Origin of the sequence: Campylobacter sp. VBCF_06 NA8, from assembly GCF_027737825.1 — a bacterium.
Lineage (GTDB): Bacteria > Campylobacterota > Campylobacteria > Campylobacterales > Campylobacteraceae > Campylobacter_B.
Window position 1 is genome coordinate 1 of sequence record NZ_JAOVUB010000003.1, and the last position, 24,396, is coordinate 24,396.

Annotated in this window: 19 protein-coding genes and 1 other RNA gene; 9 read left to right on the forward strand and 11 right to left on the reverse strand. The window is 39.4% G+C overall.

What is annotated here, in order from left to right; all coding sequences use genetic code 11:
• Nucleotides 1-332 precede the first annotated feature (332 nt).
• The 3 genes from OFO10_RS04370 to OFO10_RS04380 all read right to left on the reverse strand — a co-directional run bounded on the left by OFO10_RS04370 (nt 333) and on the right by OFO10_RS04380 (nt 6,807).
• Nucleotides 333-2,501: a heavy metal translocating P-type ATPase gene (locus OFO10_RS04370; RefSeq protein ID WP_270866230.1), complete on the reverse strand. Its 2,169-nt coding sequence runs from the start codon at nt 2,499-2,501 to the stop codon at nt 333-335.
• 6 nt (nt 2,502-2,507) lie between these two features.
• Entirely contained in the window at nt 2,508-2,717 is a 210-nt protein-coding gene (locus OFO10_RS04375) for a heavy-metal-associated domain-containing protein (RefSeq protein ID WP_442867986.1), read from the reverse strand.
• A 982-nt stretch (nt 2,718-3,699) separates the two neighbouring features.
• Nucleotides 3,700-6,807, reverse strand: a complete 3,108-nt coding sequence (locus tag OFO10_RS04380; protein WP_270866231.1) for an Eco57I restriction-modification methylase domain-containing protein — start codon at nt 6,805-6,807, stop codon at nt 3,700-3,702.
• Between the two features lie 150 nt (nt 6,808-6,957).
• Between OFO10_RS04380 and OFO10_RS04385 the strand changes: the two genes are divergently transcribed.
• The 3 genes from OFO10_RS04385 to acpS are packed head-to-tail and all read left to right on the forward strand — an operon-like array spanning nt 6,958 to nt 8,556.
• Nucleotides 6,958-7,695: a YebC/PmpR family DNA-binding transcriptional regulator gene (locus OFO10_RS04385; RefSeq protein WP_270858167.1), complete on the forward strand. Its 738-nt coding sequence runs from the start codon at nt 6,958-6,960 to the stop codon at nt 7,693-7,695.
• A gap of 9 nt (nt 7,696-7,704) precedes the next feature.
• Nucleotides 7,705-8,193 carry a peptidylprolyl isomerase gene (locus OFO10_RS04390; protein WP_270862590.1) on the forward strand — a complete coding sequence of 163 codons (489 nt, stop codon included), beginning with the start codon at nt 7,705-7,707 and terminating at the stop codon, nt 8,191-8,193.
• The gene (gene acpS / locus OFO10_RS04395; RefSeq protein WP_270862589.1) at nt 8,194-8,556 is read left to right on the forward strand and encodes a holo-ACP synthase; all 363 of its coding nucleotides are present in this window, start codon (nt 8,194-8,196) and stop codon (nt 8,554-8,556) included.
• Here acpS and OFO10_RS04400 read toward each other — a convergent pair.
• A complete protein-coding gene (locus OFO10_RS04400) occupies nt 8,550-9,617 on the reverse strand; it encodes an AI-2E family transporter (RefSeq protein WP_333721404.1) in 1,068 nt (355 codons plus the stop codon). The genes acpS and OFO10_RS04400 overlap by 7 nt on opposite strands.
• Nucleotides 9,618-9,894: 277 nt before the next feature.
• Here OFO10_RS04400 and OFO10_RS04405 point away from each other — a divergent pair, with 277 nt between their 5' ends.
• Nucleotides 9,895-10,731 (forward strand): hypothetical protein, encoded by an 837-nt coding sequence (locus OFO10_RS04405; RefSeq protein ID WP_270866233.1) that lies wholly within the window; start codon nt 9,895-9,897, stop codon nt 10,729-10,731.
• Between the two features lie 71 nt (nt 10,732-10,802).
• On the opposite strand, the gene OFO10_RS04410 is transcribed toward OFO10_RS04405, so the two are convergent.
• The gene (locus tag OFO10_RS04410) at nt 10,803-11,294 is read right to left on the reverse strand and encodes an EexN family lipoprotein (RefSeq protein WP_270866234.1); all 492 of its coding nucleotides are present in this window, start codon (nt 11,292-11,294) and stop codon (nt 10,803-10,805) included.
• 98 nt (nt 11,295-11,392) lie between these two features.
• Entirely contained in the window at nt 11,393-13,024 is a 1,632-nt protein-coding gene (gene hcp / locus OFO10_RS04415; protein ID WP_270866235.1) for a hydroxylamine reductase, read from the reverse strand.
• 90 nt (nt 13,025-13,114) lie between these two features.
• Here hcp and OFO10_RS04420 point away from each other — a divergent pair, with 90 nt between their 5' ends.
• From OFO10_RS04420 to OFO10_RS04430, 3 genes are all read left to right on the forward strand, one after another.
• On the forward strand, nt 13,115-13,765 hold the full coding sequence (locus OFO10_RS04420) for a Crp/Fnr family transcriptional regulator (RefSeq protein ID WP_270858173.1): 651 nt from the start codon (nt 13,115-13,117) through the stop codon (nt 13,763-13,765).
• Nucleotides 13,766-13,884: 119 nt separating this feature from the next.
• On the forward strand, nt 13,885-15,309 hold the full coding sequence (locus tag OFO10_RS04425) for an ankyrin repeat domain-containing protein (protein ID WP_270866236.1): 1,425 nt from the start codon (nt 13,885-13,887) through the stop codon (nt 15,307-15,309).
• 226 nt (nt 15,310-15,535) lie between these two features.
• Nucleotides 15,536-17,089 carry an ankyrin repeat domain-containing protein gene (locus tag OFO10_RS04430; RefSeq protein WP_270866237.1) on the forward strand — a complete coding sequence of 518 codons (1,554 nt, stop codon included), beginning with the start codon at nt 15,536-15,538 and terminating at the stop codon, nt 17,087-17,089.
• Nucleotides 17,090-17,261: 172 nt separating this feature from the next.
• Here the strand turns inward: OFO10_RS04430 and ruvB are convergent, their stop codons facing one another.
• Both ruvB and panB read right to left on the reverse strand, forming a co-directional pair.
• Nucleotides 17,262-18,275, reverse strand: a complete 1,014-nt coding sequence (gene ruvB / locus OFO10_RS04435; RefSeq protein ID WP_270866238.1) for a Holliday junction branch migration DNA helicase RuvB — start codon at nt 18,273-18,275, stop codon at nt 17,262-17,264.
• A 9-nt stretch (nt 18,276-18,284) separates the two neighbouring features.
• A complete protein-coding gene (panB, locus tag OFO10_RS04440) occupies nt 18,285-19,079 on the reverse strand; it encodes a 3-methyl-2-oxobutanoate hydroxymethyltransferase (protein WP_270866239.1) in 795 nt (264 codons plus the stop codon).
• 103 nt (nt 19,080-19,182) lie between these two features.
• On the opposite strand from panB, the gene ssrA reads away from it, so the two are divergent.
• Both ssrA and OFO10_RS04450 read left to right on the forward strand, forming a co-directional pair.
• Nucleotides 19,183-19,543: a transfer-messenger RNA gene (gene ssrA, locus OFO10_RS04445) on the forward strand.
• 65 nt (nt 19,544-19,608) lie between these two features.
• A complete protein-coding gene (locus OFO10_RS04450; protein WP_270866240.1) occupies nt 19,609-20,340 on the forward strand; it encodes a metallophosphoesterase family protein in 732 nt (243 codons plus the stop codon).
• 137 nt (nt 20,341-20,477) lie between these two features.
• On the opposite strand, the gene OFO10_RS04455 is transcribed toward OFO10_RS04450, so the two are convergent.
• The 3 genes from OFO10_RS04455 to OFO10_RS04465 form a co-directional block, all read right to left on the reverse strand.
• Nucleotides 20,478-21,245 carry a hypothetical protein gene (locus tag OFO10_RS04455; protein WP_270866241.1) on the reverse strand — a complete coding sequence of 256 codons (768 nt, stop codon included), beginning with the start codon at nt 21,243-21,245 and terminating at the stop codon, nt 20,478-20,480.
• A gap of 157 nt (nt 21,246-21,402) precedes the next feature.
• A complete protein-coding gene (locus OFO10_RS04460) occupies nt 21,403-22,221 on the reverse strand; it encodes a ferritin-like domain-containing protein (RefSeq protein ID WP_270866242.1) in 819 nt (272 codons plus the stop codon).
• A 14-nt stretch (nt 22,222-22,235) separates the two neighbouring features.
• A complete protein-coding gene (locus OFO10_RS04465; protein WP_442867987.1) occupies nt 22,236-24,260 on the reverse strand; it encodes an ATP-dependent helicase in 2,025 nt (674 codons plus the stop codon).
• Nucleotides 24,261-24,396 lie beyond the last annotated feature (136 nt).

A 24,396-nucleotide genomic window follows, 5' to 3' on the forward strand; every position in this document is an offset into this window, starting at 1 on the left:
TAAAGTGGAGTAAAGTGGAGTAAAGTGGAGTAAAGTGGAGTAAAGTGGAGTAAAGTGGAGTAAAGTGGAGTAAAGTGGAGTAAAGTGGAGTAAAGTGGAGTAAAGTGGAGTAAAGTGGAGTAAAGTGGAGTAAAGTGCCAGCGCGCGTATTTAGGTAAGTTTAGACGAGCCGTAGGCTAAGCAAAACCTGCTTAGGCTTCGCGGACCGCTATGCTGGTTTTGTGGGATTGCACCCCTTTATCTACATTTAATTTGCACGCAAAAGCGCTGTTCGCGCATTTTGCACCGTGCGAATTTCCTCTGTAAAATCTTAGAAGTGCTTAAATTTATTTCTAAATTCTCGCAAATTTTAGACGGATTGAATTTAGCACCACGGTTACTGAGCTAAAACACATTGCTGCTGCGCCAAACATCGGTTTTAGCAAGACACCCCACAAAGGATATAAAATTCCTGCCGCCACAGGTATGCAGATGAGATTGTAAAAAAACGCCCAAAAAAGGTTTTGTTTTATCGTCGTCATGGTTTTTTGCGACAAATTTATCAAATAAGCCAAATTTCGCAAGTCGTTTTTGATAAAGATTATATCCCCCGCACCTTTGGCGATGTCGCTGCCTGAGTTCATCGCAACGCCTATGTCTGCGGTTTTGAGTGACGGAGCGTCGTTTATGCCATCTCCTACAAAAAGGACTTTTTCGCCGTTTTTTAAATTTGAGATAAATTCGTATTTTTGACTTGGCAAAACTTCGCTGATGATCTCATCTATGCCTAAACTTTTGCCGATGAAATTCGCCGTTTTGGCGTTGTCGCCTGTTAGCATTATGGTTTTTATGCCTTGATTTTTAAGTGCCCTTATACACTCACTCGCTTCATCACGCAAAATGTCGCTAAGTGCCACAAAGCCCACGAATTCGTGCTCAATAGCCACAAAAATCACGCCAAAGCCGTTATATAAAAATTCATCTGCATTTTTTGGCGTTTCAAATTCCACGCCGTTTTCATTTAAAAGCTCTTTATTTCCCGCTAGTAGCGTAAATTCGCCGTTTTGCGCCTTTATACCACGACCCAGCAAACTCTCAAATTCTCCGTCAAATTTAGCAAATTTAAGCCCTTTTTCTTTTGCAAATTTCACAATCGCTTTTGAAATCGGGTGTTCGCTAAGCATTTGCGCGCTTGCGATTAGCCCTAGATTTTCATCGCTTAAATTTGTAAAATTTACAGAAATTTCGCCCCTGCTGAGTGTGCCTGTTTTGTCAAAAACGGCGATTTTCGTATCTTTTAGGATTTCTAAAACTTCCGGGTTTTTCACCAAAACGCCGTTTTTAGCGGCATTTGAAATAGCGCAAACTATCGCAATGGGCGTAGCCAAACCCAAAGCGCAAGGGCATGAAATAATCAAAACGCAAATCGCGCAAAGTAAGCCGATATGGGCTTTCCCTGCGACTAGCCAAATCAAAAACACGCAAACGGCGATAAAAATCACGCTTGGCACAAAGATATTTGCGATTTTATCAGCAAAGCGAGAAATCGGCATTTTTTTGCTTCCTGCTTCGCTTAGAAGATTTTTGATTTCAGCCAAAACGCTTTGGTGCGAAAATTTGGTGATTTCGACCTGCAAAATTCCCTCTATACTCACGCACCCAGCATTTACCGTGTCGCCCGTCTTTTTAAAAACGGCTAAACTCTCGCCTGTTATAAGGCTTGTATCGATTTCAGCCGCGCCTTCTATGACCACGCCGTCGCCCGGGATTTGCGCGCCGTTTTTGACTAAAACTTTATCGCCCGGTTTTAGTTCATTAGCTAAAATTTCGCTTGTCGTGCCGTCCGGGTTAATCAAAACCGCCTTTTTTGGGCTTAAATCGATAAGTTTTTTAATGTAATCATTGGCTTTTAGTTTGCTTCGCTCTTCAAGGTATTTTCCTAGCAATATGAAAGCAATTATCATCGCTGATGAGCTAAAATACAAATTCGCCCACTGACTTTCGCCCTTAAAATGGACGAAAATCGCACTTCCTAGCGAATACAAATACGCCGCAGACGAGCCAAGCGAGACCAGCACATTCATATCGTAGTTTTTGTTTTTAAGTGAGCCTAGCGCGTGGTAAAAGAAGTTTTTGCCACAAAAGCCAAGCACGACGGCGCCCAGCACAGCGCAAATCGTGGCTTTTACGGCGAAGCTGAAATTTGATTTCATTTCGATTAGCATTATAAGACACGCTAAAATCACGGCTAAAACGAATTTAAAAAGCATATTTTTTAAATTTCGCGCCTTTTTGGCTTCCAGCTCTTCGTAGTTTGTGGCGATTTCATAGCCTAGTTTTGTGATTTTTGCTTTTACGGCGTCTAGGACAGCTTCATTTGCGACTTCAAATTCGCCGACCCCAGCTGTGAAGCTCACATTTGCGCTTTCTACGCCCTCAATCTTGCGCGTAACTCGCTCGATTGCGTTCGAGCAATTCACGCAGGTCATTCCGACTATGTTTAGATTAAATTTTTGTGACATTTGCGATTAAATTTTGGTTGCGCTAAATCCCAAATCGTCCATTTCGCTAAGGAATTTTTCCACCTCATCCGCGCTTAAATTTACGCTTACGACCTTGTTTTCTACATCTACGCTAATCTCGCCAAACTCCTCGCTAAGCGCCTTTTTTATGGTGTTTGCGCAACCATTGCACATAACATTTGGTGCGCTAAATTTCATAGTTTGTTTAAAAGACATATTCACTCCTTGAAAAATATTTTGCGATTGTATATCATAAAGTTAAATGTTTGGAATTTCGCTAGCGCAACCCCATAATACTGCGCCGAAAATTTGTCATTGCAAGCGAAGCGAAACAAAATTACCCGCTATTGTCATTGCGAGCTTTCCGCTACCGCAAGTTTGAAATACTGCCCCGAAATGCGCGTTGATTTGTCATTGCGAGGAGCTGTGAAACAGCGACGAAGCAATCTACGAGTTTAAAATTTTAAAGCGTGTGTTTTTGCTGTCATTGCGAGCCCAGCGTTGCAATCCAGGGAAATTCAGATAAATTTTGATTAATTCAAATTCTCTCTAAATTTTACTGGATTGCCACGACCACTTCGTGGTCTCGCAATGACACTTTTTTTGTCATTGCGAGGAGCGTAGCGACGAAGCAATCTACGAGTTTAAAATTTCTTTGCGGTAAATTTGAAAAAACGCTGACCTTAAATTTTAAAGTCGTAGATTGCCACGAAACGGCTTGCGCCGTTTCTCGCAATGACAGATTGGGCAAAATTTGCCTTGATTTGTCATTGCGAGCTTTCGCAGAAAGCGAAGTAATCTACGAATTTAAAATTTAAAGCGTGTGTTTTTGCTGTCATTGCGAGCCCAGCGTTGCAATCCAGGGAAATTCAGATAAATTTTGATTAATTTTAAATTCTCTCTAAATTTTACTGGATTGCTTCGAGCCTTTCGGCTCTCGCAATGACACGGATTATAGCGTTTGGTAATTTTGGCTCGTAGATTGCCACGAAACGGCTTGCGCCGTTTCTCGCAATGACAGATTATGCAAAATTACTCGCTATTGTCATTGCGAGGAGCTGTGAAACAGCGACGAAGCAATCTACGAGTTTAAAATTCTTTGCGGTAAATTTGCAAAAACGCTGACCTTAAATTTTAAAGTCGTAGATTGCCACGGCGACTGCGTCGCCTCGCAATGACAGATTGGGCATTGCGAGAATTAAGAGTTTTCGATTAAAGCGATTTCATCGGCAGTTAAATCGTAGAGCTTATAAACAAGTGAATTTAGCTCATTTTCGCTTCTTAAAATTTGCGATTTTAAAGACAGCACCTGAGATTTGTATTCGCTAAAAAAGCCTTGATAGCAATTTTTAAATTTCACTTCGGCGAGTTTGTCAGCGAATTTTTCTTTTTTGGCTTTTGCGTATTCTTTGATAAATTCGTCGAATTCTAAATTTTCAAATTCATTTAGTTTTTGCGGTATTTTTTCTAAATTCAGCTCACGCAAAAATTCGGTTTTTGTGGTTTGTAAATTTTTGTTTAAATCTAAAAGTAAATCAACTTTTTGGATAAACGGCTTTTGTTCGTCTAAATTTGCAAGTTTTGGTAACCCAAAAGGATTTATATAATTTGTATTAAATCTAAAATATCCACCCCTTAACTCTGTTCCTATATTTTTTAGATAAAACCATAAAAGTTTTGAATTTAATATCGCAAGATAAAATTTTGTAAATTCACTAAATTTATCATTTATTACTATTCCGTAACCACCATTTTTTATACAATAACCAATATTATCAAAAGAAATTTGAATTCCAAAAGTTATATCGGGCACAACTAATTTTTTACTATCTATCAAATTTAAACTTTTTGGATAGATATATAAAAACCAGCCATCTTTATCCATTTTGCCTTTTTCTCTACCACGCAAAAAAGTTTCATTTTCTTTTAAATATTTATAACCATTTGGAAAATTTGACTTTATATAATCTTCGCTCATAGGCATTGCTTTGCCGTTTTCTAAAATATAAGGAAAAATCACAAAATAGCGATTTTGCAAATTTGCATAGCGTTTAATGTCTTCGCCTTTTAAAATCGGTTTTAAAAGTTCGTTTTCGACTTCGACGATTTTATCTAATGCTTTGGAATAAAGTCCGTTTTTGGTGATTTGCAATAGATAAACATCATCGCCACTAGTTGCAATACCTTGAAAAATTTTGGCAAAAACATCTTGGACTTTGAGCGGTTGAGAATTTATCTTTTTTAAAATATTTGCTGTTTTGTTGTCTGTTAAATTCCATTTGTCGCTACTTAAATTTTGATATGAAATTTCGTTTAAATTTAGCGAATTTGTTAGTTCGTTTGGATTTAAATGTGTAAATTTAAGCTTTTGGTTATCGTGCGATAAAATACAGATACAAGTATAAGTCGAAGCGTCGCTAAAAACGCTGTGGCTACCGAAATGATAGAGTTTTTCAAGGGCTTTGTTTTGGCTTAAAAATTTGCGAATTCCGTTTCCAAAATCTGAAATCAAAAATTTATGTGGCAAAATAAAGCCTAATTTGCCGTTTTTGTTAAGCCATTTAAAACCTTGTTCCATAAAAAGCACATAAATATCGTAATTTCCTGTGGCAGAAGTAAATTTTTGCTCGTAAATTTTACTTTCTTGTTCGTGGTGTGCTTTTAAGCCTTGCACTCTGATATAGGGCGGATTGCCTAAAACGCAGTCGAATTTGAAATCAAACGGAAAATCTAAAAGCGAATTCGCGCATTTTATATTGTTTGATAAATCTGTCAGTTTTCGCCCCTTTTGCGCGGTGCGAAGCCAAAGTGAGAGTTTGGCGATTTGCACAGCGTCGGCGTTAATATCTACGCCAAAAAGGTTGTTTTCTAAAATCTGGGGTTCTATGTCGTATAACGGCAAAGCTTCGTTTTCGTAAATTTTGCGAAATTTATCTAAATTTTTGTGTTCGTTAATGAGAAAATCCAAAGCCCCGTTTAAAAATGCTCCACTTCCACAGGCTGGGTCGATGATTTTTAAATTTAGCAAAAAATCTTTGTAAGCACGGATATTTTCGAGTGTTTGCGTTTCTGCTTTGCTAAGGCGTTTTGGGTTTTTGGGAAGTGAAATTTCGTGCAAATTTAGCCTTGACTTTTCGTTTTCGCAAATCTCGCCTAGCGTTTGGCTAATAATAAATTTCACAATGTATTCAGGTGTGTAGAAAATGCCGTCTTTCTTGCGTTTGGAGTTTGTTTTTTCAAATTTTTCGCCGATTATTTGCGAATTTAACTCTTCTAAATCGCTTAGGCTCTGCTCGAAAATATGACCTAAGATATTTACGCCGATGTCGCTTGCAAAGTCATAAGATGAGAGTTTGGCGATATAGCTTTGTAAAATTTCATCGCTAAGCCTTAGTGAATTTAGCGTCTCATCAGTGGCAAAAAGTCCGCCGTTGTAAGCCGGGATTTGCAAATTTTGGCTTCCTTTGTCAATCGCTTCGAAATATTTCTGCCAAATTTGATAAAGCGACATATCGGCAATGTCCTTTAACTGGGTAAATTTATCATTTATTTCGCTAACCAAATTTGATTTTAAAAGCCCCATATCTTCGGCAAAAAGGACGAAAATAATGCGGTCGCAGAGTTTTTGGGTTAGGCTTAAAATCGTAGTTTGCGAAATTTGCGAATTTAGCGAAACAGCGTTTTCAAAGAGTTTTAGACGAAATTCACTAAAATCAGCGTAGAGTTTTTTAGAAATTTCTTGCTCGAAATTCTCGCTTTCTTTTAGCAAATTTAGCGTTGCGTTTGAGATTATGTTCTCAAAGCATAAAATTTGGTGAAAAAACTCAAATTCCGCACGGCTCATCGTAAAAAGGCTGAATTTTTCGTAAGCTGTCTTTTTATCGATATATAGGCGAATTTCATCGAAATTTGAGATGATGATATAACGGCTTTTTGAGTTTGAATTGTGATAATTAAAGGCTTGATTTTCGATTTTGTCCAAATCGTGCGTTTTTTGGTCTTTTAGCTCGATAACGCCGATAACTTCGCCGTTTGCGCCTAGGATTGCGCCGTCAGCCTTTTTGGCGTCAGTTTCGTTTTTGCTCTCTCTTGCTAGGTTGAAATTTTGCGGATTTGTCGTTTTTAGCGTGTAGCCTAGGCAAGCCTCAAAAATATCGTGTAAAAAATCCGTCTGATACTCTTCTTCTTTTATGGTTTTTAGAAGTTCGATTTTAGCTTGAAATTTTAATAAATTTGCGTAGCGTTGTTCGAGCAGTTCGGAGTTTTGCGTCTGATTTTGTGCGATTTTTCGTTTGAAAAGTGGCATATTCATTTCCCAAAATTTTGAAATTTAAAAATTTTGTGATTTTAGCGAAATTTGATTTAAAATACTGCAAATATCCACCATAACACAAAATTTAAGCCAAATTTTGCTACAATCGCAGGTTTTTAAATTTTAAATTCACAAGGATAATTTATGGGACGAGCGTTTGAATATAGACGAGCGGCAAAAGAGGCTAGATGGGGGAAAATGAGCAAACTTTTCCCAAAACTTGGCAAGGCAATCACAATGGCAGCCAAAGAAGGTGGCGAAGATCCTGAAATGAACGCCAAACTTCGCGCTGCAATCGCGACTGCAAAGGCGCAAAACATGCCAAAGGACAATATCGACGCGGCGATTAAACGCGCCAGTGGCAAGGATAGCGCGGAGATCAAAACCGTATTTTACGACGGCAAAGCCCCACACGGCGCGCTTGTCATCGTCGAGTGCGCCACAGACAACCCTACCCGCACGGTTGCAAACATAAAATCAGCCTTCAACAAAGGCAAGGGCGAGTTTTTGCCAAGCGGAAGTTTGAAATTTATGTTTTCACGCAAGGCGGTTTTTGAGACGAAATTCCCAGATGGCGCAGATATCGAGGAGCTAGAACTCGAACTAATTGATTTTGGACTAAGCGAAATCGAAGTAAATGAGTTCGAAAACGACAAAGGCGAGAGCGAAAAAACGCTAATCATCTACGGCGAATACGAAAATTTCGGCACTCTAAACGAGGGTATCGAAAAGCTAGGTTTGGAGCTAATTAGCGGAAATTTGAAATTCATCGCCAACGACAAACACGAATTCAGCGACGAGCAAATCGCCGATATCGACGCGCTACTAGACCGCCTCGAAGACGACGACGATGTGCAAGCAATCTACACAAATATCGAATAAGGAGCAAAAATGGAAGAGTTAAAAGTCTATGAAATCGACGAAAGCGCGCTATCAAAGCTAAAATTCGCCATAATCCACACAGACAAAGGCGACATGACACTAGAATTATACGCAGACGAGGCACCACAAGCTGTAACAAATTTCGCCACACTTGCAAATTCAGGCTTTTATAAGGGGCTAAATTTTCACCGAGTTATCCCAAATTTCGTAATCCAAGGCGGCTGCCCTTACGGCACTGGCACAGGCGGTCCTGGCTGGCGCATAAACTGCGAGTGCGTAGGTCAAAAACACCGCCACGAACGAGGCTCGCTAAGCATGGCGCATGCTGGACGCAACACAGGCGGAAGCCAGTTTTTCGTCTGCCACAGCGCGCAACCGCACCTTGACGGCGTGCATACGGTATTTGGCAAGGTCGTGGATAATGCGGGATTAGCCGTGCTTGATGCGATTAGAGCCGGCGATAAAATCCTAGATATCGAGATCAAAGAAACTCTATAAATGCTAAAAATCGGCACGGATATTACCCAAATTTCCCGTATCGTAAGACTTCGCGAAAAATACGGCGCGAAGTTTTTGCGTAAAATTTTGCGCAAGAGTGAGCGGGAAATTTTCGTGCGCGATGAGAGTATCGCTGGGGCGTATGCCGCCAAAGAAGCTCTATCTAAGGCGCTTGGCGTGGGTATTGGAGCGAAATTTAGCTTCAAAGACGCCAAAATTTACAAAGATAAATTTGGTGCGCCAAATTTTAAATTCACAAAAAAACTAAAAAAGAAATTCCGCATAAAAGCCTCATCGCTTTCGATTACGCACGATAACGGCGTCGCGATTGCGATTGTAGCGATAAATTTGAAAACTCACTGAAAATCTGCGCTTTTGAGATAATCATACAGGCTTAGCACGCTTAAAAACAGCGTCAGTATCGCAGGGCCTAGTATCACGCCCCAAAACCCAAAGGTCGAAATTCCAGCTAGCATTGAGAAAAAGATTAAAATTTCGTTGATTTTGGCGGGATTTTTGACAAGGCGCGAGTTGATAAATTTAATCACAAGCGGCTTTACAAAGCTATCAGCGATCGTCGAAATCATCACCACGCAATAAATCAAAATAATAAGCGCGCCACTCGTCGAACCCCCGATAAAGACGATTAGCGCAGTAGGCACATACACGAGCGCGCCACCGATTGCTGGGATTAGCGAGCAAAATCCAAAAATTACGCCCATTAACACAGGGTCAAATCCGTAGCTTCCAGCAATCACCGAAAACAAAAGCCCTTGCAAAACGGCGTTAAAAATCGTCGAGTATAGCACCACGCTCATGGTGTTTGCGGTCTCTGCGAAGATATAATCAAGCTGCTCGGCTTTGACGGGGACGATTTTTTTGATAAATCCCGCAATATCGGCGCCATAAAGGTATGAAAAGAAGCAAAAAATGATGATTAACACCATATCAGCGATAAATTTTAGGCTCGATTTGCCCGCCACAGAAAAGTATGAAAACGCCTGTTTCGCAGTGGCTGCGATGTCTAGGTTGCCCAAAAATTCCTTGATTTGCGCCTCAAATCCATTTAGTGCCTTTGGAAGCTGAATATCCATATTTTTGGCGTTTTCGACCATTAAATTTAGGCTAGAAATGTCAAAATGCGCGATATTTTTCGTAATCTGCGTGCCAGCATAGATAAATGGCACAAACAGCACCACGCACAGCACAAGCGTCGTCAAAAGCGAGCCTAGCACCTTTTTGCCACGCACAAATGAGAGGATTTTGACATGCAAACCAGATGTCGAAATCGAAATCAAAACCCCAATCGCAATCGCCAGCAAAAACGGCGAAAACAGATAAATCACGCAACAAAACAGAAATAAAATTATACCGATGAAAAAAATCTTGCTCGTTTTTGCGTTTTTCGCACTAGCTTTGCCCAGCGGTTCGCCCTTGGAATCGACGATATTAGGGCGCGAGTGCGAAAGTGCGTCTAAATTTTCGTTATTTGCCAAATTTTATCCTTTAAATTTCAAAAGGGGTATTTTATAAATTTAATTTTTAAATTTCAAATTTTACGCCAAATTCTTTCAAATTCGCTACCACAGGCTATAAATACTGCGCCGAAATTTTACCTCTCTTAAAATTCTGTGAAAACAAAATCAAACTAAATTTTAAATTTAAAAAGATAAAATTTCGCATTTTATTCAAGGAATTTTTATGAAAAAAATATTGCTGTTTTTATCTCTTGTGGGGCAAATTTTTGCTTTTGATAAAACTGAATTTGCAAAAGAACTTAGCAATTTAGACGCAAACAACTCTACCCAAACACAAAAATTGCTAGATTTGAGCCGGGAGTGGCAAGATGAAAATATAGCAAATTTAACAAAGCTCAAAACCTTGAAAAATCAAGAATTTGTAGAATATTTCCTACTAGATCAAAGGCTAAATTTTTTACTTATTGCAACTCAAACACAAAATCAAAACAAATTCGATAAGACCTTAGAATTTTACAAAGAGTATTTGCAAGAAAAGGTCGATTTTCTGCTCTCAAACGGCACGGAAAATTTAGCCAAATTTAACGAGCTAGAAACCTGCGTAGGCGATCCATGCGGACACCCAACCGAAGTGCTAAATCTAGCTGGCATATTGCAAGCTCTGAAAGAAATGCAAAATGTAGATTTGCAAATCGTCAAAAAAATCAGCGCCCAAGCAGGCAAAGACTACAAGTCTTATCTATACGAACGCTCATTTACAGAGCAAAAATCCCAATTATTAGAACTTTTGCATGAAAAGAGCTTGGAAGCGCATTTTGAGGCTTTGGCTACATTTAGTAGCAAAAATGAAGAGATAGTAAGTGGCTTTCACAACTACTTTTTTTATCAATACTTAACGAGACTTTATACGGCTCAATTTTACGCTGGATTTTTGATTTATGATGATAAAAAACACGGTATTGGGTTAAATGAAGTTAAAAAGTATATAAATTTACACCCCGAAATTTGCACCATTTACCCAGAATTTTTGCGAAAAGAAATTGCAAAATTATGCAAATAAGATTATTGAAATTTAAAAGAAAATTTCGCGCCAGTATTTGGGATTTGCGAAGCAAAATTTTAAAATTTTGCCTATTTTACAATGATTTTAGCCGAATTTGCCACTGAAATTTCGCCCTGTCTAAACTCATTATAAACCACGGCGCAAAACTCATCATCTCGGTTTATCACAAGCCACATTTCATCTCCACTTTTGCGCTCAAACTCCGCACAAACCACGCTTCCCACACGCAAAGGAAGTGAGACGCCACTCATAGAAGCAGGCGCGCCAAACTCGCCCTGCGCGATATAATGCGTGGTGAAATCCTGCACAATCGCTCCTATGCTAAGCTTGGCACGATTTGCTTCTAAATCCATTTTCGCCGCCACTTGCGAAAGCGCCGTGCTCGCGTTTGCGCACTCTTTGGCTGTTTTTTTGGATTTGTTTTTTATGCCTTTACACTGCGCCACTCGCTCTTTGGCTGCGCTTAAATTTGCCCTGTAATAATCCACGCTTTTTTCGCTTTCGCAACCCAAAAACACGGCGCAAAACGCCACAATAGCGCAAAATTTTATGAATTTCATTTTTAGCCTTTTTGTGAAATTTGAAGAAAGATTATAGCGAATTTGGGGTTAAAATTTGCTCGCCAAAACGGCGAGCATAAAAGGAGAACTATTATTATTTATCCAACAAGCAATCTCATATCGGCCTCAACCGAGCTAATGCCCGCAATGCCGAAGTTTTCGACCAATACCTTTGCCACATTTGGCGATAAAAACGCTGGAAGTGTAGGGCCTAAGTGGATATTTTTCACGCCAAGATATAAAAGCGCTAAAAGCACGATAACCGCCTTTTGCTCATACCAAGCGATATTAAACGCCAAAGGAAGCTCATTTATATCATTTAGACCGAAAATTTCTTTTAATTTCAAAGCAATTAGCGCAAGTGAGTATGAATCGTTACACTGACCAGCGTCTAGGACACGCGGGATTCCGCCGATATCGCCAAGGCTAAGCTTATTGTATTTGTATTTCGCACAACCTGCGGTTAAAATCACGGTGTCTTTTGGCAAAGCTTTTGCAAACTCAGTGTAATACTCCCTAGATTTCGCCCGTCCGTCGCACCCAGCCATGACGACAAATTTACGGATTGCGCCTGATTTTACAGCTTCTACGACCTTATCAGCTAGGGCGAAAACCTGTGCGTGAGCAAAACCGCCTACGATTTTACCACTTTCGATTTGTGTCGGTGGGGCGCAGGTTTTGGCCTGCTCGATTATGGCGCCAAAATCCTTATTTTCGCCGTGTTCGCCCTTAATGTGCAAGCAACCCTCCACGCCCACAGCACCTGTCGTCCAAAGTCTGTGTTTGTAGCTCTCAGGCGGGATTATGACGCAGTTTGTCGTCATTAAAATAGGGCCATTAAATTTCTCAAATTCCTCTTTTTGCTTCCACCACGCATTACCGTAATTTCCGATGAAATTCGGATATTTTTTGAAAAACGGATAGTAGTGGGCTGGAAGCATTTCAGAGTGTGTATAGACATCTACGCCGCTGCCTTGTGTCTGCTCCAATAGCATTTCTAAATCGCGCAAATCATGCCCTGAGATTAAAATTCCGGGATTTTTCCCTACGCCGATATTTACTTCGCTAATCTCAGGATTGCCGTAAGCGCTTGTATTTGCGCTATCTAGCAAAGCCATGCCAGATACGCCAAATTTGCCAGTCTCCATGGCAAGAGCGATTAAATCATCAATGCTTAGGCTATCATCAAGGGTTTTTGCCAAAGCCTCTTGGATAAAAATATCAATGCTCTCATCTTCCTTATTTAGGGCGTTTGCGTGTTTCATATACGCAGCAAGCCCCTTTAATCCATAAGTGGTAAGCTCTTTTAGGCTTCGTTTGTCCTCATCAGCCGTGCTTAAAACTCCGACTTCTCTTGCTTTTTGTGCAAATTCGCTCTCATCTCCCTCCCAAAGGGCAAAACTTGGCAAATTTGAACAATCGCCTAAATTTGCGATAAGCGATTTTTTCATTTCTAGGGTTTTTTTGATAATTGCGATAATCGCAGGATTATCGAAATTTGCATTTGTGATAGTTACGAATAAATTCATCGTTACTCTGTGATTTACCTCTTTTGCTACGCTTTTACCCTGCGCCCTTAGCGCACAAGCTACGCTAGAAAGAGCTTTTGTAACCCACACTAGCAGATCTTGCATAGCTGCAACTTCTGGCTTTTTGCCACATACGCCGCTAATCGTGCAGCCTGTGTTTTTAGCCGTCTCTTGGCATTGGAAACAAAACATATTTTCCATAATTTCTCCTTTGAAATTTGAAATTCAAGGCGCATTATAATATAATGCAAAATTAATTTCTGTTGTTATAACAACAAAAAGGCAAAATTTATGAATTTATCCAAAACCATACTTTTTAACGGCATAAGCGAAGATGAGATTGCAGATTTGCTCCCTTGCTTGGAAGCACAAAGGGCGAAATTCGCCAAAGATGAGATAATCTTTCGCTGTGGGGACACCACTGCAAAAATCGGGCTCGTGCTAAGCGGGAGCGTGGATATTGTCGTAAATTTCTTGCGTGGAAATAGCAATATTTTTGGGCGTATTACCAGAGGCGATATATTTGCTGCAAACTACGCCATAAGCGCAAAACCCCTAGAATGCGATGTCGTAAGCGCAGAGCCAAGTGAAATTTTATTTTTAAATTTGCGCAAAATTCTAACTTCTTGTGCCAAAAATTGCCCCTATCATCACAAAATCATCTATAATCTGTTTAAAATTTCAAGCAACAAAAACCTAAATCTCTCAGCCCGTATGATGCACACTGCGCCCAAGACTATACGAGAGAGATTGCTTTCTTATTTTGGTGAGCAAGCACTCAAAAACGCAAGCACCAGCTTTTGTGTGCCGTTTTCTAGGCAGGGGCTGGCTGATTATTTGGGTGTGGATCGAAGCGCTATGTCAAACGAACTTAGCAAAATGGCGAAAGACGGACTAATAAGCTATGATAAAAACGAATTTCGCCTGAATTTTAATATTTGAAATTTTTTAAAATTTGCAAAATTTGCGTTAAATTTTGCAAATTTTCATTATGCCTTTTTTGTTTAGTAAATTTAAGCGCTTCCAATGTAAAATTAGCCCTTAAAAAATCAAGGAAAAATATGTCAGATAAAAAACCACTTGTTATTTTTGTTCTTATTTTTATCGCTATACTTGCTTTAAATTCCGATTTTATGGGTGGTAGAAAAATAAAAACTTTTTCAGTTACTGCCGATACAAATGTTTCGCAAGTAAAAGGTCTGTCGAAATATGTAACCCAAGAAGAAGTTGATGGGTTTGCGTTTAGACATTGGAATATCGATAAAGATAAAGTCATGAATAACGACAAAATGGAAAATTTAAGACTGCTTCTAAAATCAAAAAATACACAAGAAATACTAAATTATATGAAAGATAATAATATCAGCGTTGATGAGCCACTTCACTATGGAGTAACGCCTTTAATGTATGCTAGTTTTTACGATGACATAAATACAGCAAAGGAGCTTTTAAATTTAGGAGCAGACCCACACAAAAAAGATAAATACAAACTAAGTCCTATGGCGTATGCGATAGAAAACAACGCTACAAAAAGTGTAAAACTTTTATACGATAATGGAGTTAAATTTGATGAAGTTGTAGGAATTCAAAGCAGGTGGGAACTTCCCAATGCTATATTTTATGATGCCCATTTCGGCATAGAGAGTATAGTGGCTACTGACGGAGATGCCAAGGTAAATTACTATAAGGTTAGAGAAACACCCAGACCGCCATTTTATCCAATATATTTTTTTCAATTTGTAGTGAGCCATAATCTTATAGAAATAGCCCAAATGGTTTTAGAAAGTGGCTATAAACCTTATGTGTATAATACAGATGGCTTTGATATAGATATAAGGGGTCATACTTTTGAAGAATTTGCTAAAACAATTGATATAAAGAGCTATATGGCAAATGGCTGTTCTCCAAAACCAGATGATCCACATTATGAGTTTTTATTTAACGAAGAAGAATGTCTAGCAACTCTTGATTTTAGATTTTCTATCTATAAAGAACTTATACTCTACCCAAATTACGAACCTATGCTAGAATTACTACTTAAACACAATGTCGGCGGACAGCCTAAATTTTCTATACTTAGAGATAAATACTATGAGTGTTATAGGCGTAGAGCAAGTATTGACGAAGATGCAACTGAAATGAAAGTTAATTTATATCAAAATAACTGCTCCGAGCCTAGCGAAGCCTTTAAAGATACTAGGGCATTGATAGCATATCTAAATGAAGATTATAAAATAAGTGAAATATATCATTTTGAGCTTAACTATAAAGATAGGGTATATACTAAACAAGGAGATACTGATAGTTCGCAAGAAATATTTAAAAAATATAAAGAAGTTATAGGCGAAGAAAATATGAAAGTATTTGTTGAAGAATTAAGAAAAATATCAGATAAATTATTTAAGGAAGAACTAAAAAAAACACAAGAACTTTATGATAGAGAAAAATTAGCAAAAGAACAAGAAAAATTAAATAAACAAAAATAACAAAGGAGCAAAAATGGCAGAATTTAATCGTGCAGAATATATTGCGCAAAAAGTTGAAAAATTTTGAGCCAAAGAAATATAAACAATCTCAAATGCTCCTAAAATTTAGACTATAAATTTGCAAAATTTAGCGTTAAATTTTGCAAATTTTCATTGCGCCTTTGTTTGTTTAGTAAATTTAAGCACTTCCAATGTAAAATTAGCCCTTAAAAAATCAAGGAAAAATATGTCAGATAAAAAACCACTTGTTATTTTTGTTCTTATTTTTGTCGCTATACTTGCTTTAAATTCCGATTTTATAGGTGGTAGAAAAATAAAAACATTTTCAGTTACAGCCGACACAAATGTTTCGCAAGTAAAAGGTCTGTCAAAATATGTAACCCAAGAAGAAGTTGATGATTTTGCGTTTCGCTATTGGGATATAGATGCAGACGATGTTATGAATAATGATAAAATGGAAAATTTAAGACAGCTTCTAAAATCAAAAAACACACAAGAAATTTTAGCTTATATGAAAGATAATAATATCAGCGTTGATGAGCCACTTCACTATGGAGTAACGCCTTTAATGTATAGCGCATTTTATGATGACATAAATACAGCAAAGGAGCTTATAAATTTAGGAGCTAATCCGCATTTGTATGATAAATATAATCTTTGTGCTTTATCTTATGCTATACAAAACGAAAAAGCAGAAATGGTTAAATTTTTGCTTGATAATGGGGTTAAATTTGAAGAAGCAAAGGTAGTGCAGGGGTATTTAATTAGAAATTGGAAAGCAATGTATGATTTAGAAACAAATACTTCCAAACCAATTTATAGTGAGCCTCATGTTTTTAAGCATGGTTTTACGGCTTATTATCCATTTTTTAGGACCAATATAGAAATTAAGAAAATAGCATTAGAAAGTGGTTTTAGACCTTATGCTTATGCTACTTATAATGTTGATTATCCAAAAGTTGAAGTGGGGAATAGTTTAGAAGAAATTTTGACACAAGATGAGATAAATTTATATATGTATTATGAGAAAAAAAGTCTTCCAGACCCTAGCAGATTTGATTTAGAGTTAGAATTAGATAAGCTAATGTATGAAAATAGTGTTTATCACAACATGGACGATAGAACAGAATTAGAATTTTTGCTTGATAATAATATCTCGGGACAGCCTAGTCAAAAGCTTATGAGAGAAGTTTATGAAAAATGTTTTTACTATTTTAGAAGAGCAATTTCAGGGAAAGCTAGATATATAATTGATATGAAAACAGGAACTGATTTGAAAAAAGAGCAAGAAATTTTTGATAAATACAAAGATGAATATGCAAAAAAAATTAGAAAAACAGAAAGTGTAAGTCCATATTCGGAAGTTCCTATATGGATGATAACAAACGCACTAGAAAAAGACGGTTTAATCACAAGAACGCCTATGGAGCCAAATCCGATTTTATTAGAATTATTTGATAGAGAAATAAATAGATATGGTAAATATTGTAGTGATAAAAATTTAGATTTTGATAGTTTAGTTTATTTGGATGAAGAAATTATTCGTAAAAAAAATCAATATAAAAAAATAATTCAATATAGTATGAATAAAGAACCAGATAAAGATGAAAATTTCAAAGATGTTAAAAGTTTTTTGTTGTATCAATTTGATAAAGATATGTCTAGACATGTCGATATCGTCAAAGATACAAATCTTACCTATAAAGAATATATAGATGAATTGGTCAAAAAACATACAAAAACGCAAACAGAAAAAAATATATTTTATTACTACTACTAAATAAAAAATTTAATAAAGGAGCAAAAAATGGCTGAATTTAATCGTGCAGAATATATTGCGCAAAAAGTTGAAAAATTTTGAACCAAAGAAATATAAACAATCTCAAATGTTCTTAAAATTTAGACTATAAATTTGCAAAATTTTGCGTTAAATTTGCAAAATTTAACGCAATTTAATCAAAAAGTCCCCGCTCATTGGGGCTGGTTTCGTATCCTAGGGCTGATTTTGCGCGCACGCTCATAATGCGCCCTTTGGCTGTCTTTTCGATATAGCCGTTTGCGAGTAAATACGGCTCGATGACATCTTCGATCGTGCCTTCATCTTCGCTAAGTGCCGCTGCGATGGTGCTTAGCCCCATGGCTCTCTTGCCCGCTTCGCCCAAAATCGCAAGGTATCGCAAATCCATCTCATCAAATCCGAGCTCATTGACCCCAAGCGCGTCCAAACCCTCGTTCGCGCGCTCTTTGGTGATGATTTTCTCGTCTTTAACCTCGGCGAAATCTCTTATGCGTTTCAAAAGCCGAAGCGCGATGCGTGGCGTGCCACGGCTACGGCGCGCGATTTCCAAACTAGCGTCTTTTTCGCACTCTTTTTCGAGTTTGATCGAGGCGATTTTTACGATTTTGGCAAGCTCTTCGGTGGTATAAAACTGCAAGCGAAACTGCATACCAAAGCGATCGCGAAGTGGTGCAGAAATCATGCCTGCGCGCGTGGTCGCACCGATGAGTGTAAAGTGTGGAATATCGATTTTAATGGTTTGCGCCGCTGGACCTGAGCCGATGATGATATCAAGGCGGAAATCCTCCATCGCAGAATACAGCACCTCTTCGATTGCCGGGGAGAGGCGGTGAATTTCATCGATAAAAAGCACATCGCCCTCTTCGAGATTTGTCAAAATCGCGGCCAAATCGCCACTTTTTTCTATCATCGGAGCGGCGGTTACTTTGATATTAGCTCCCATTTGCGTGGCGATAATGTGCGCAAGTGTGGTCTTGCCAAGCCCTGGTGGCCCATAAAACAGCACATGATCTAGGCACTCGGCGCGCTTTTTGGCGGCCGTGATTGCTATGTTTAGGTTCGATTTGATTTTTTCTTGCCCGATATAATCCTCGAAATTAGCCGGTCTTAGCGAAATTTCCGACGCTTCATCTAGTTTTAATTTTTCTATTTCTACGATTCTGTCCATTAAATCTACCTATTTCAAATACTCAAATTCTTCGCTTGGGAATTTGCCAGTTTTAACATCGTTAGCGTAGTTTTTCACAGCTTCTCGCACGAGTTCGGCGCCGTTTAGGTAGCGTTTTACAAATTTTGGCTTAAACTCGTCAAAAAATCCTAGCATATCGCTCCACACTAGCACCTGTCCGTCGCAGGATCCTGCGCCGATACCGATAACAGGGACATTTGCAACGCTCATTACTTCATTAGCCACGCTTGAAACTGTGCCTTCAAGCAGAAGCAAAACCGCCCCAGCGTCTTGCACGGCTTTTGCGTCATCAAGAAGCAAATTTAGCGCATTTTTTTCGCGACCGCTTACTTTGTAACCGCCTTGAAAGCGAGAGAGTTGCGGTCGTAAGCCTATGTGGCTCATAACGGCAATGCCGTTTTTGCTAAGAAGCTCGACGGTAGCGGCAAAGTCCTTTCCGCCTTCGATTTTAACGGCGTCGCAACCTGTTTTTTCATAAACTTTGGCGCAGTTTTTAAGGGCAAGCTGGGGCGTGGCGCACGAACAAAACGGCATATCCACGACCAAATACGGGTGAGTTAGACCGCGCCTAACAGCCCTTGCGTGATAAATCATCTCATCGACGCTTATGCCGATAGTCTCAGCGTGTCCGCCAAAGCTCATATTTAGGCTATCGCCTACTAGCACCATATCGACTTGGTCGTTAAAAATTTTGGCAAAAAGTGCGTCATAGGCTGTAATCATAACGATTTTTTCGCTGTTTTCTTTCATTTTATAAAGGTCATTTATAGTGATTTTTGCCATATTTAATCCTTAAAAATTTTTTGCGATTATAGCCTAAATTTGGCAAATTTAACCCAAATTTGACAATATAAAATTTTTGAAGTAAAATGTGCGACTTCCTTTTGGGGGTGACTTGGCTTCGACAGAAATGGATTGGTCAAGGTGGCATGCCGCTTCGGATATAGCGTATAAAATCCAAATTAAAATTAAACGCAAATAACAAAAATTTTGCTCCTGCTTACGCAAAAGTAGCGTAATCGCAGTCGAGCCCTGCACTGCGCCCATACTATCTAAGCGCGGTAGCGGGTAATCCTAGATAGCGTAGTTTCGCGCTCTGACGAGGCGCGGGGCGAAATTTAGTCTTTGCTTTGGCGATTTGTTTTGGAAAGTGAGCAAGCTGGGGCGAGAATTTCACTTTTGCTAAGCATGTAGAGGCTTTGGTCGTTTGTTTTTGGACTGCGGTTCGATCCCGCACACCTCCACCATTTAAGCTTTTTTTAAGTTGTTTTCATAAAATTTTACAAAATTTCACAAATTTAAAGGCAAAACAATGGCTAGAATTTTCATCACAGGCGATACACACGGCGGCTGGGGCGGATTTTCGCACGAAATGAAAAGGTTTGAAAAGTTTAGATACAAAACCGAAAAAGAGCTTTGCAAAGACGATTTTCTCATTATCGCAGGAGATTTTGGCTTTATTTGGGAGAGCAAACCAGATAAAGATGAAATTCGTTGGCTAAAATATCTTAACGAGCGAAACTATACCACTCTTTTTATAGACGGCAACCACGAAAATTTCAATCGCTTAAATTCGTATGAAATTAGCGAATTTCACGGCGGAAAAGTGCATAAAATAAGTGATAGCGTGTATCATCTTATGCGCGGGCAGGTTTATGAGCTTGCAGGGCACAAAGTTCTTAGTATGGGCGGTGCGGCGAGTATCGACAGGGAGTATCGCACGCAAAACATATCGTGGTGGGAGGGCGAAAATATCAGCGAAGCTGACATTGCCGAGGCGCACAAAAATCTTAGTGTGCACGATTACAGCGTGGATTTTATCATCACGCACACTTGCCCCAAAGATATCGTGCCAAGGCTAATCAAGCCTTGGAATAACGCAAAACTCCACGACAAAAACTGCGAAATGTTGCAAGAATTTGCCGATAAAATCAGCTTCAAACGCTGGTATTTTGGGCACTGGCACGAAGCTTACAAGGAAATCGACACAAAATTTATAACGATTTATAATATGATTAAAGAGATAAAATTTGCAAAATTTTAATTTCCGCTGTCTGCAAACGGAGAATACTGCGCCGAAATTTTACTAACGCAAAATTCTCGCAATGACAGCATTACGCGCGCTACTAATGCGCCACCGCGAGAATTTCACGCCAAATTTCACGCCCTTATCGCAGGTTCTCAGCCTTGCGAGAGTTTCGTTGCGATAAAGTAGTTAAGCTGAGAATACGAAATATTCCCTAGCTCTGGCTTTAATTCTTTTAGTTTGGCACGGATATCCGTGAGCTGGTCGCCGCTAGCTAGCATTTTGCGAATTTCATCTTTGTATGGGCTTAGCAACTCTTCGCTTGTCGGACCCGCGAATTTCGCCTTTATTTCGGCTAAGTATTTTTCGCCAAACTCGCTCTTGATAAAGTTGCTAATCTGCGAATATGTAAGGTTGCTAAGCTCGGGGTATGCCTCTGCCAAATCCCCGCCGATCGAGTAGTAGCTATCGCCGTTTTCGAGTTTGGCTTGGATTTCGTCCTTGTATTTGGCGAGCCTGTCCCTAGTTGATGGTGCGGAAAATTGATTTAGCCTTGTCTCTGATATGAAATGGCTGACCTGAGAGTAAGCCACTTCCACGCCTCGCTCTTGCAAAATTTTTGTGATTTGAAGCGGGGTTTTTTCCTTTTTGAGTAGCTCTATGATTTCCATAGTGTGGCTGGCTAAAACCTGCTGTTTAGGGGTATAGAGCTCATCTATTTCTGCCCTTGCTAGGCCCAAGAGCGAAGCCATTGTTTGCACGCTATTATGGAGAGCTTCCCATTTCTCGCTATCCAAAAGACTATAATTTTTAGCAATTCCTAAGAGTTTTAGAGCTTTTCTATAACTTTCTCTGCCTCTGATATTTTCTAAAAATTCAGCGTCTTTGACCATTTGTTCGACTTTTATAACATCTACTGCCATAGGTTGCTCCTTGTGAAAATTTGGCGTTATAATATAATATTAATTCTTAAAAGTCAATAAAAATAGCGAATTTGTAAGTGGATTTTAAGAAAATTGGCAATACTAATATTAAAATTTGATATGCAAATTCACAGCACCTGCCGCGGCATAAATCCTTTTAATTTCTTTGCAACTCTTTGATTTTATCGATTTCACTTTGCGAGTAGCCAGCTTGCAAGCGGGCGGTTTCGTTTATCGCGCGAGTGGTTTTAAAGGCTTTTGGGTAGTGGCGCATAACGATTTCGAAAAAACACTCCGAGCTAACTCCCAGCCTAGCGCACTCGTATCTAAACCACTTATCGCCTTTGCTCACATGCGAAACTTCCTCGCGCAAAATCATCTCCAAAAGTGGCCGCAATGGCCTTTTATCCGGCATTTCATCGATATGCGAAAGCAGATAAAAGTTCGCATCCAGTCCGCCAGCCTCCAAGTGCCTAGGCACCACTGCCATGCGCTCAATTAGCGAGTGCTGAGTTTTTTTCAGCGCCTCAAATAGCCCGTCATGCACGCTAAAATCGCCGTAAGAAAAGCCCATTTTTTCTAGCTCAGCATTTACGAGCGAAAAGTGCCTCACTTCATCTTCTGCCACTTCTAGCCAATCAGCGTAAAATTCGCGTGGCAGTCCCGCGAAACGATAGCACGCATCGAGCGCTAAATCAATCGCGCTGTATTCGATATGCGCCACAGAGTGCAGAAATAGGGCGTTTTTATCGACATTGTGCTTTTTTAAATTTTTGTTTTGGATTTTTATATCTTTGACCTGTGAAATTTGGGCGAATTTTGCATAGCTAGGATTTTCGAGTGGTATTGGCTCAAAATTTTGCTCAAATTCTACTTCATTTTTGCAAAATTTTGCGTAAAATTTTGCAAATTTTTCTATTTTTTCGTTTGGGCTACCAGCGTTTAAAATTTCCCAAATTTCTGCGTGAAAACTCATTATAACCCCCAAATTTACGCCATACCGGCTTCGACTAAAAAACAGCTTGGCTGATAGTTTATTTTGCGAATTTTATCAAATTTCGCGTAGCTTAGATAGAGCTCATTTCGCGCCCTAGTAACCGCGACATAAAATAGTCGTCGCTCCTCATCTAGGCTGCCACCCATGCCCATTAGCTTCAAATTCGGAAAGCGGTTTTGCGCCAAATCTACCAAAAACACGCTATCAAACTCCAAACCCTTGCTAGCATGCACGCTTAGCAGATTTACGCCCTCTCCCTCGCTCATTTCCTTTGCGCCAAGTGTGATGAAGTTATAAAAACTCCCCGCGTCCTTGTATTTGCTCGCAATCCCGCCTAAAATCGCTACTTTGTTGTAAATTTTCTCATTTTCGTTCGTTTTGCGATCGAGATCGATTTTGCCGTTTTTGAGCGTGGCTCTGTGAGTGGCGATATTACCTGCAATTATGGCAAAAAGCTTGGAGGATTTTATCAAATTCACTAGCTCGCCAGCGCCGAAATTTGGGCTAAATTTGCTAAATAGCGTGTATAGCTCGTGCAAAATCACAGCTGCGCTTTCGTTTAGTTTGTTGTATTTTAGCACCGGATTTTTGGCGAAATTTTCGCTAAATCCAAGCGTGTTAAACCGCTCCAAACTCGCCTGTAAATCCATATCGTCAAAAAGTCCTAGCTGATAATTTCGCTTTTTTTGCTCGTAAATTTTCGCACTCATATCAGGGCGCAAAAAGCCATCTTTGATATTTCCGCCACCAAGCGCGATTAGCGCGTCGAAAATCTCCTTGCTAGTGGCGTTTCCGATACCTTTGGCATATTCTAAAATCCCAAGGAAAGCCATCATATCCTTTGGGTTTATCAGCGCGCCGAAAATATCCATAAACGCCTTTATTTCGCGACTTTCAAAAAAGCTCGTGCTGCCTTTGCGTTTCGCGCCGATTCCTAGCTCTTTGAGTGCGACCTCGATCCCGTCAGCCGAAGAGTTGTTGCGAAAAATTACCGCAAAACTCTCAGGCGCGCGCCCGCTTTGTTTGATTTGCTGTGCGATATGGCCGTATTGCGACATAATCTCATCATACACATGCAGTTTTGGCGCGCTAAATTTGCCCGTGCGCCCCACGACTAGCTTTTTGTCATACAGGCGCGGATTGTTTGAAATGACCTTGTTTGCAAGGGCTAAAATTTGGCTAGATGAGCGGTAATTTATGTTTAGCGTGTAAATTTTCGCATCGCTAAAACGGGTACCAAAAGAGCCGATTATATCGATATTTGCGCCGTTAAAGGCGTAAATGCTCTGGTCGAAATCGCCCACGCAAAAAAGGCTTTTTGTCCTAAATGCGTCGATTAGCGAGCCTTGAAGCGAGTTGGTATCTTGATACTCATCGACTAAAATTTCATCATAGTATAGTGGCGCACCCTTGCGCAGTTCGTGGCGCATTTTAAGCAGTATGTCGTTAAAATCGGCGTAGTTAAAGCGGGCTTTTTCTTCTTCAAATTCACGCAAAATGTCCTCGTAAATTTCGCTAAATTCAGCCTGATCTTCGAAATTTCTAGCAAACCACGAGCCAAAACTCTCGCCTGTTTGTTTGTTTTGAAAGAGCGAGTATATGTCGTATAAATACGCACCGCCATACGGCCTAGTGTCGCTGATATGGTAAAATTTGCGATTTTCTACGATACTTTTTAAAAGCGTTTTTAACTCGCTTGGCTGTTTTAAAATCACACCCTTGCCAAGCTCACGCAAAAGTGCGTAAGATACCGCGTGGAAGGTGCCTGCGGTGATTTTGGCGGTGATTTTTTTGTCAAAATAGCGATTTAGCCTCGCAATCATTTCGCTAGCTGCCTTGTTTGTGAAGGTTAGAAGCAAAATTTTGCTTGGATTTACGCCAAGGTGCAGTAAATGCGCAATGCGCGCTACAATGGTGCTAGTTTTGCCTGTGCCTGCGCTTGCGATTACGAGATTGTGGCCAAAGGGCGCAGTCGCGGCGGAGTATTGTTCTTGGTTTAAATTTGATATTGCGTTCAAAATTTTCCTTTAAAATCGTAGATTATAGCCTAAATTTATTATAAAAAAATTAGCCCTGTGCCTAAAATTTGGCGCAAATTTGGGCGTGAAATTTAACCAAAATTTGCAAAATTTAAAATTTAACCAAAATTTGCGA

Coding starts and splice junctions, on each gene's coding strand:
- OFO10_RS04410 (WP_270866234.1), bottom strand. CDS start 11,294: ATGAAATTCATAAAATTTTGCGCTATTGTGGCGTTTTGCGCCGTGTTT.
- OFO10_RS04430 (WP_270866237.1), top strand. CDS start 15,536: ATGTCAGATAAAAAACCACTTGTTATTTTTGTTCTTATTTTTGTCGCT.
- OFO10_RS04425 (WP_270866236.1), top strand. CDS start 13,885: ATGTCAGATAAAAAACCACTTGTTATTTTTGTTCTTATTTTTATCGCT.
- OFO10_RS04385 (WP_270858167.1), top strand. CDS start 6,958: ATGGGACGAGCGTTTGAATATAGACGAGCGGCAAAAGAGGCTAGATGG.
- OFO10_RS04375 (WP_442867986.1), bottom strand. CDS start 2,717: ATGTCTTTTAAACAAACTATGAAATTTAGCGCACCAAATGTTATGTGC.
- OFO10_RS04380 (WP_270866231.1), bottom strand. CDS start 6,807: ATGCCACTTTTCAAACGAAAAATCGCACAAAATCAGACGCAAAACTCC.
- OFO10_RS04450 (WP_270866240.1), top strand. CDS start 19,609: ATGGCTAGAATTTTCATCACAGGCGATACACACGGCGGCTGGGGCGGA.
- OFO10_RS04455 (WP_270866241.1), bottom strand. CDS start 21,245: ATGGCAGTAGATGTTATAAAAGTCGAACAAATGGTCAAAGACGCTGAA.
- OFO10_RS04420 (WP_270858173.1), top strand. CDS start 13,115: ATGAATTTATCCAAAACCATACTTTTTAACGGCATAAGCGAAGATGAG.
- OFO10_RS04460 (WP_270866242.1), bottom strand. CDS start 22,221: ATGAGTTTTCACGCAGAAATTTGGGAAATTTTAAACGCTGGTAGCCCA.
- acpS (WP_270862589.1), top strand. CDS start 8,194: ATGCTAAAAATCGGCACGGATATTACCCAAATTTCCCGTATCGTAAGA.
- hcp (WP_270866235.1), bottom strand. CDS start 13,024: ATGGAAAATATGTTTTGTTTCCAATGCCAAGAGACGGCTAAAAACACA.
- OFO10_RS04370 (WP_270866230.1), bottom strand. CDS start 2,501: ATGTCACAAAAATTTAATCTAAACATAGTCGGAATGACCTGCGTGAAT.
- panB (WP_270866239.1), bottom strand. CDS start 19,079: ATGGCAAAAATCACTATAAATGACCTTTATAAAATGAAAGAAAACAGC.
- OFO10_RS04390 (WP_270862590.1), top strand. CDS start 7,705: ATGGAAGAGTTAAAAGTCTATGAAATCGACGAAAGCGCGCTATCAAAG.
- OFO10_RS04405 (WP_270866233.1), top strand. CDS start 9,895: ATGAAAAAAATATTGCTGTTTTTATCTCTTGTGGGGCAAATTTTTGCT.
- ruvB (WP_270866238.1), bottom strand. CDS start 18,275: ATGGACAGAATCGTAGAAATAGAAAAATTAAAACTAGATGAAGCGTCG.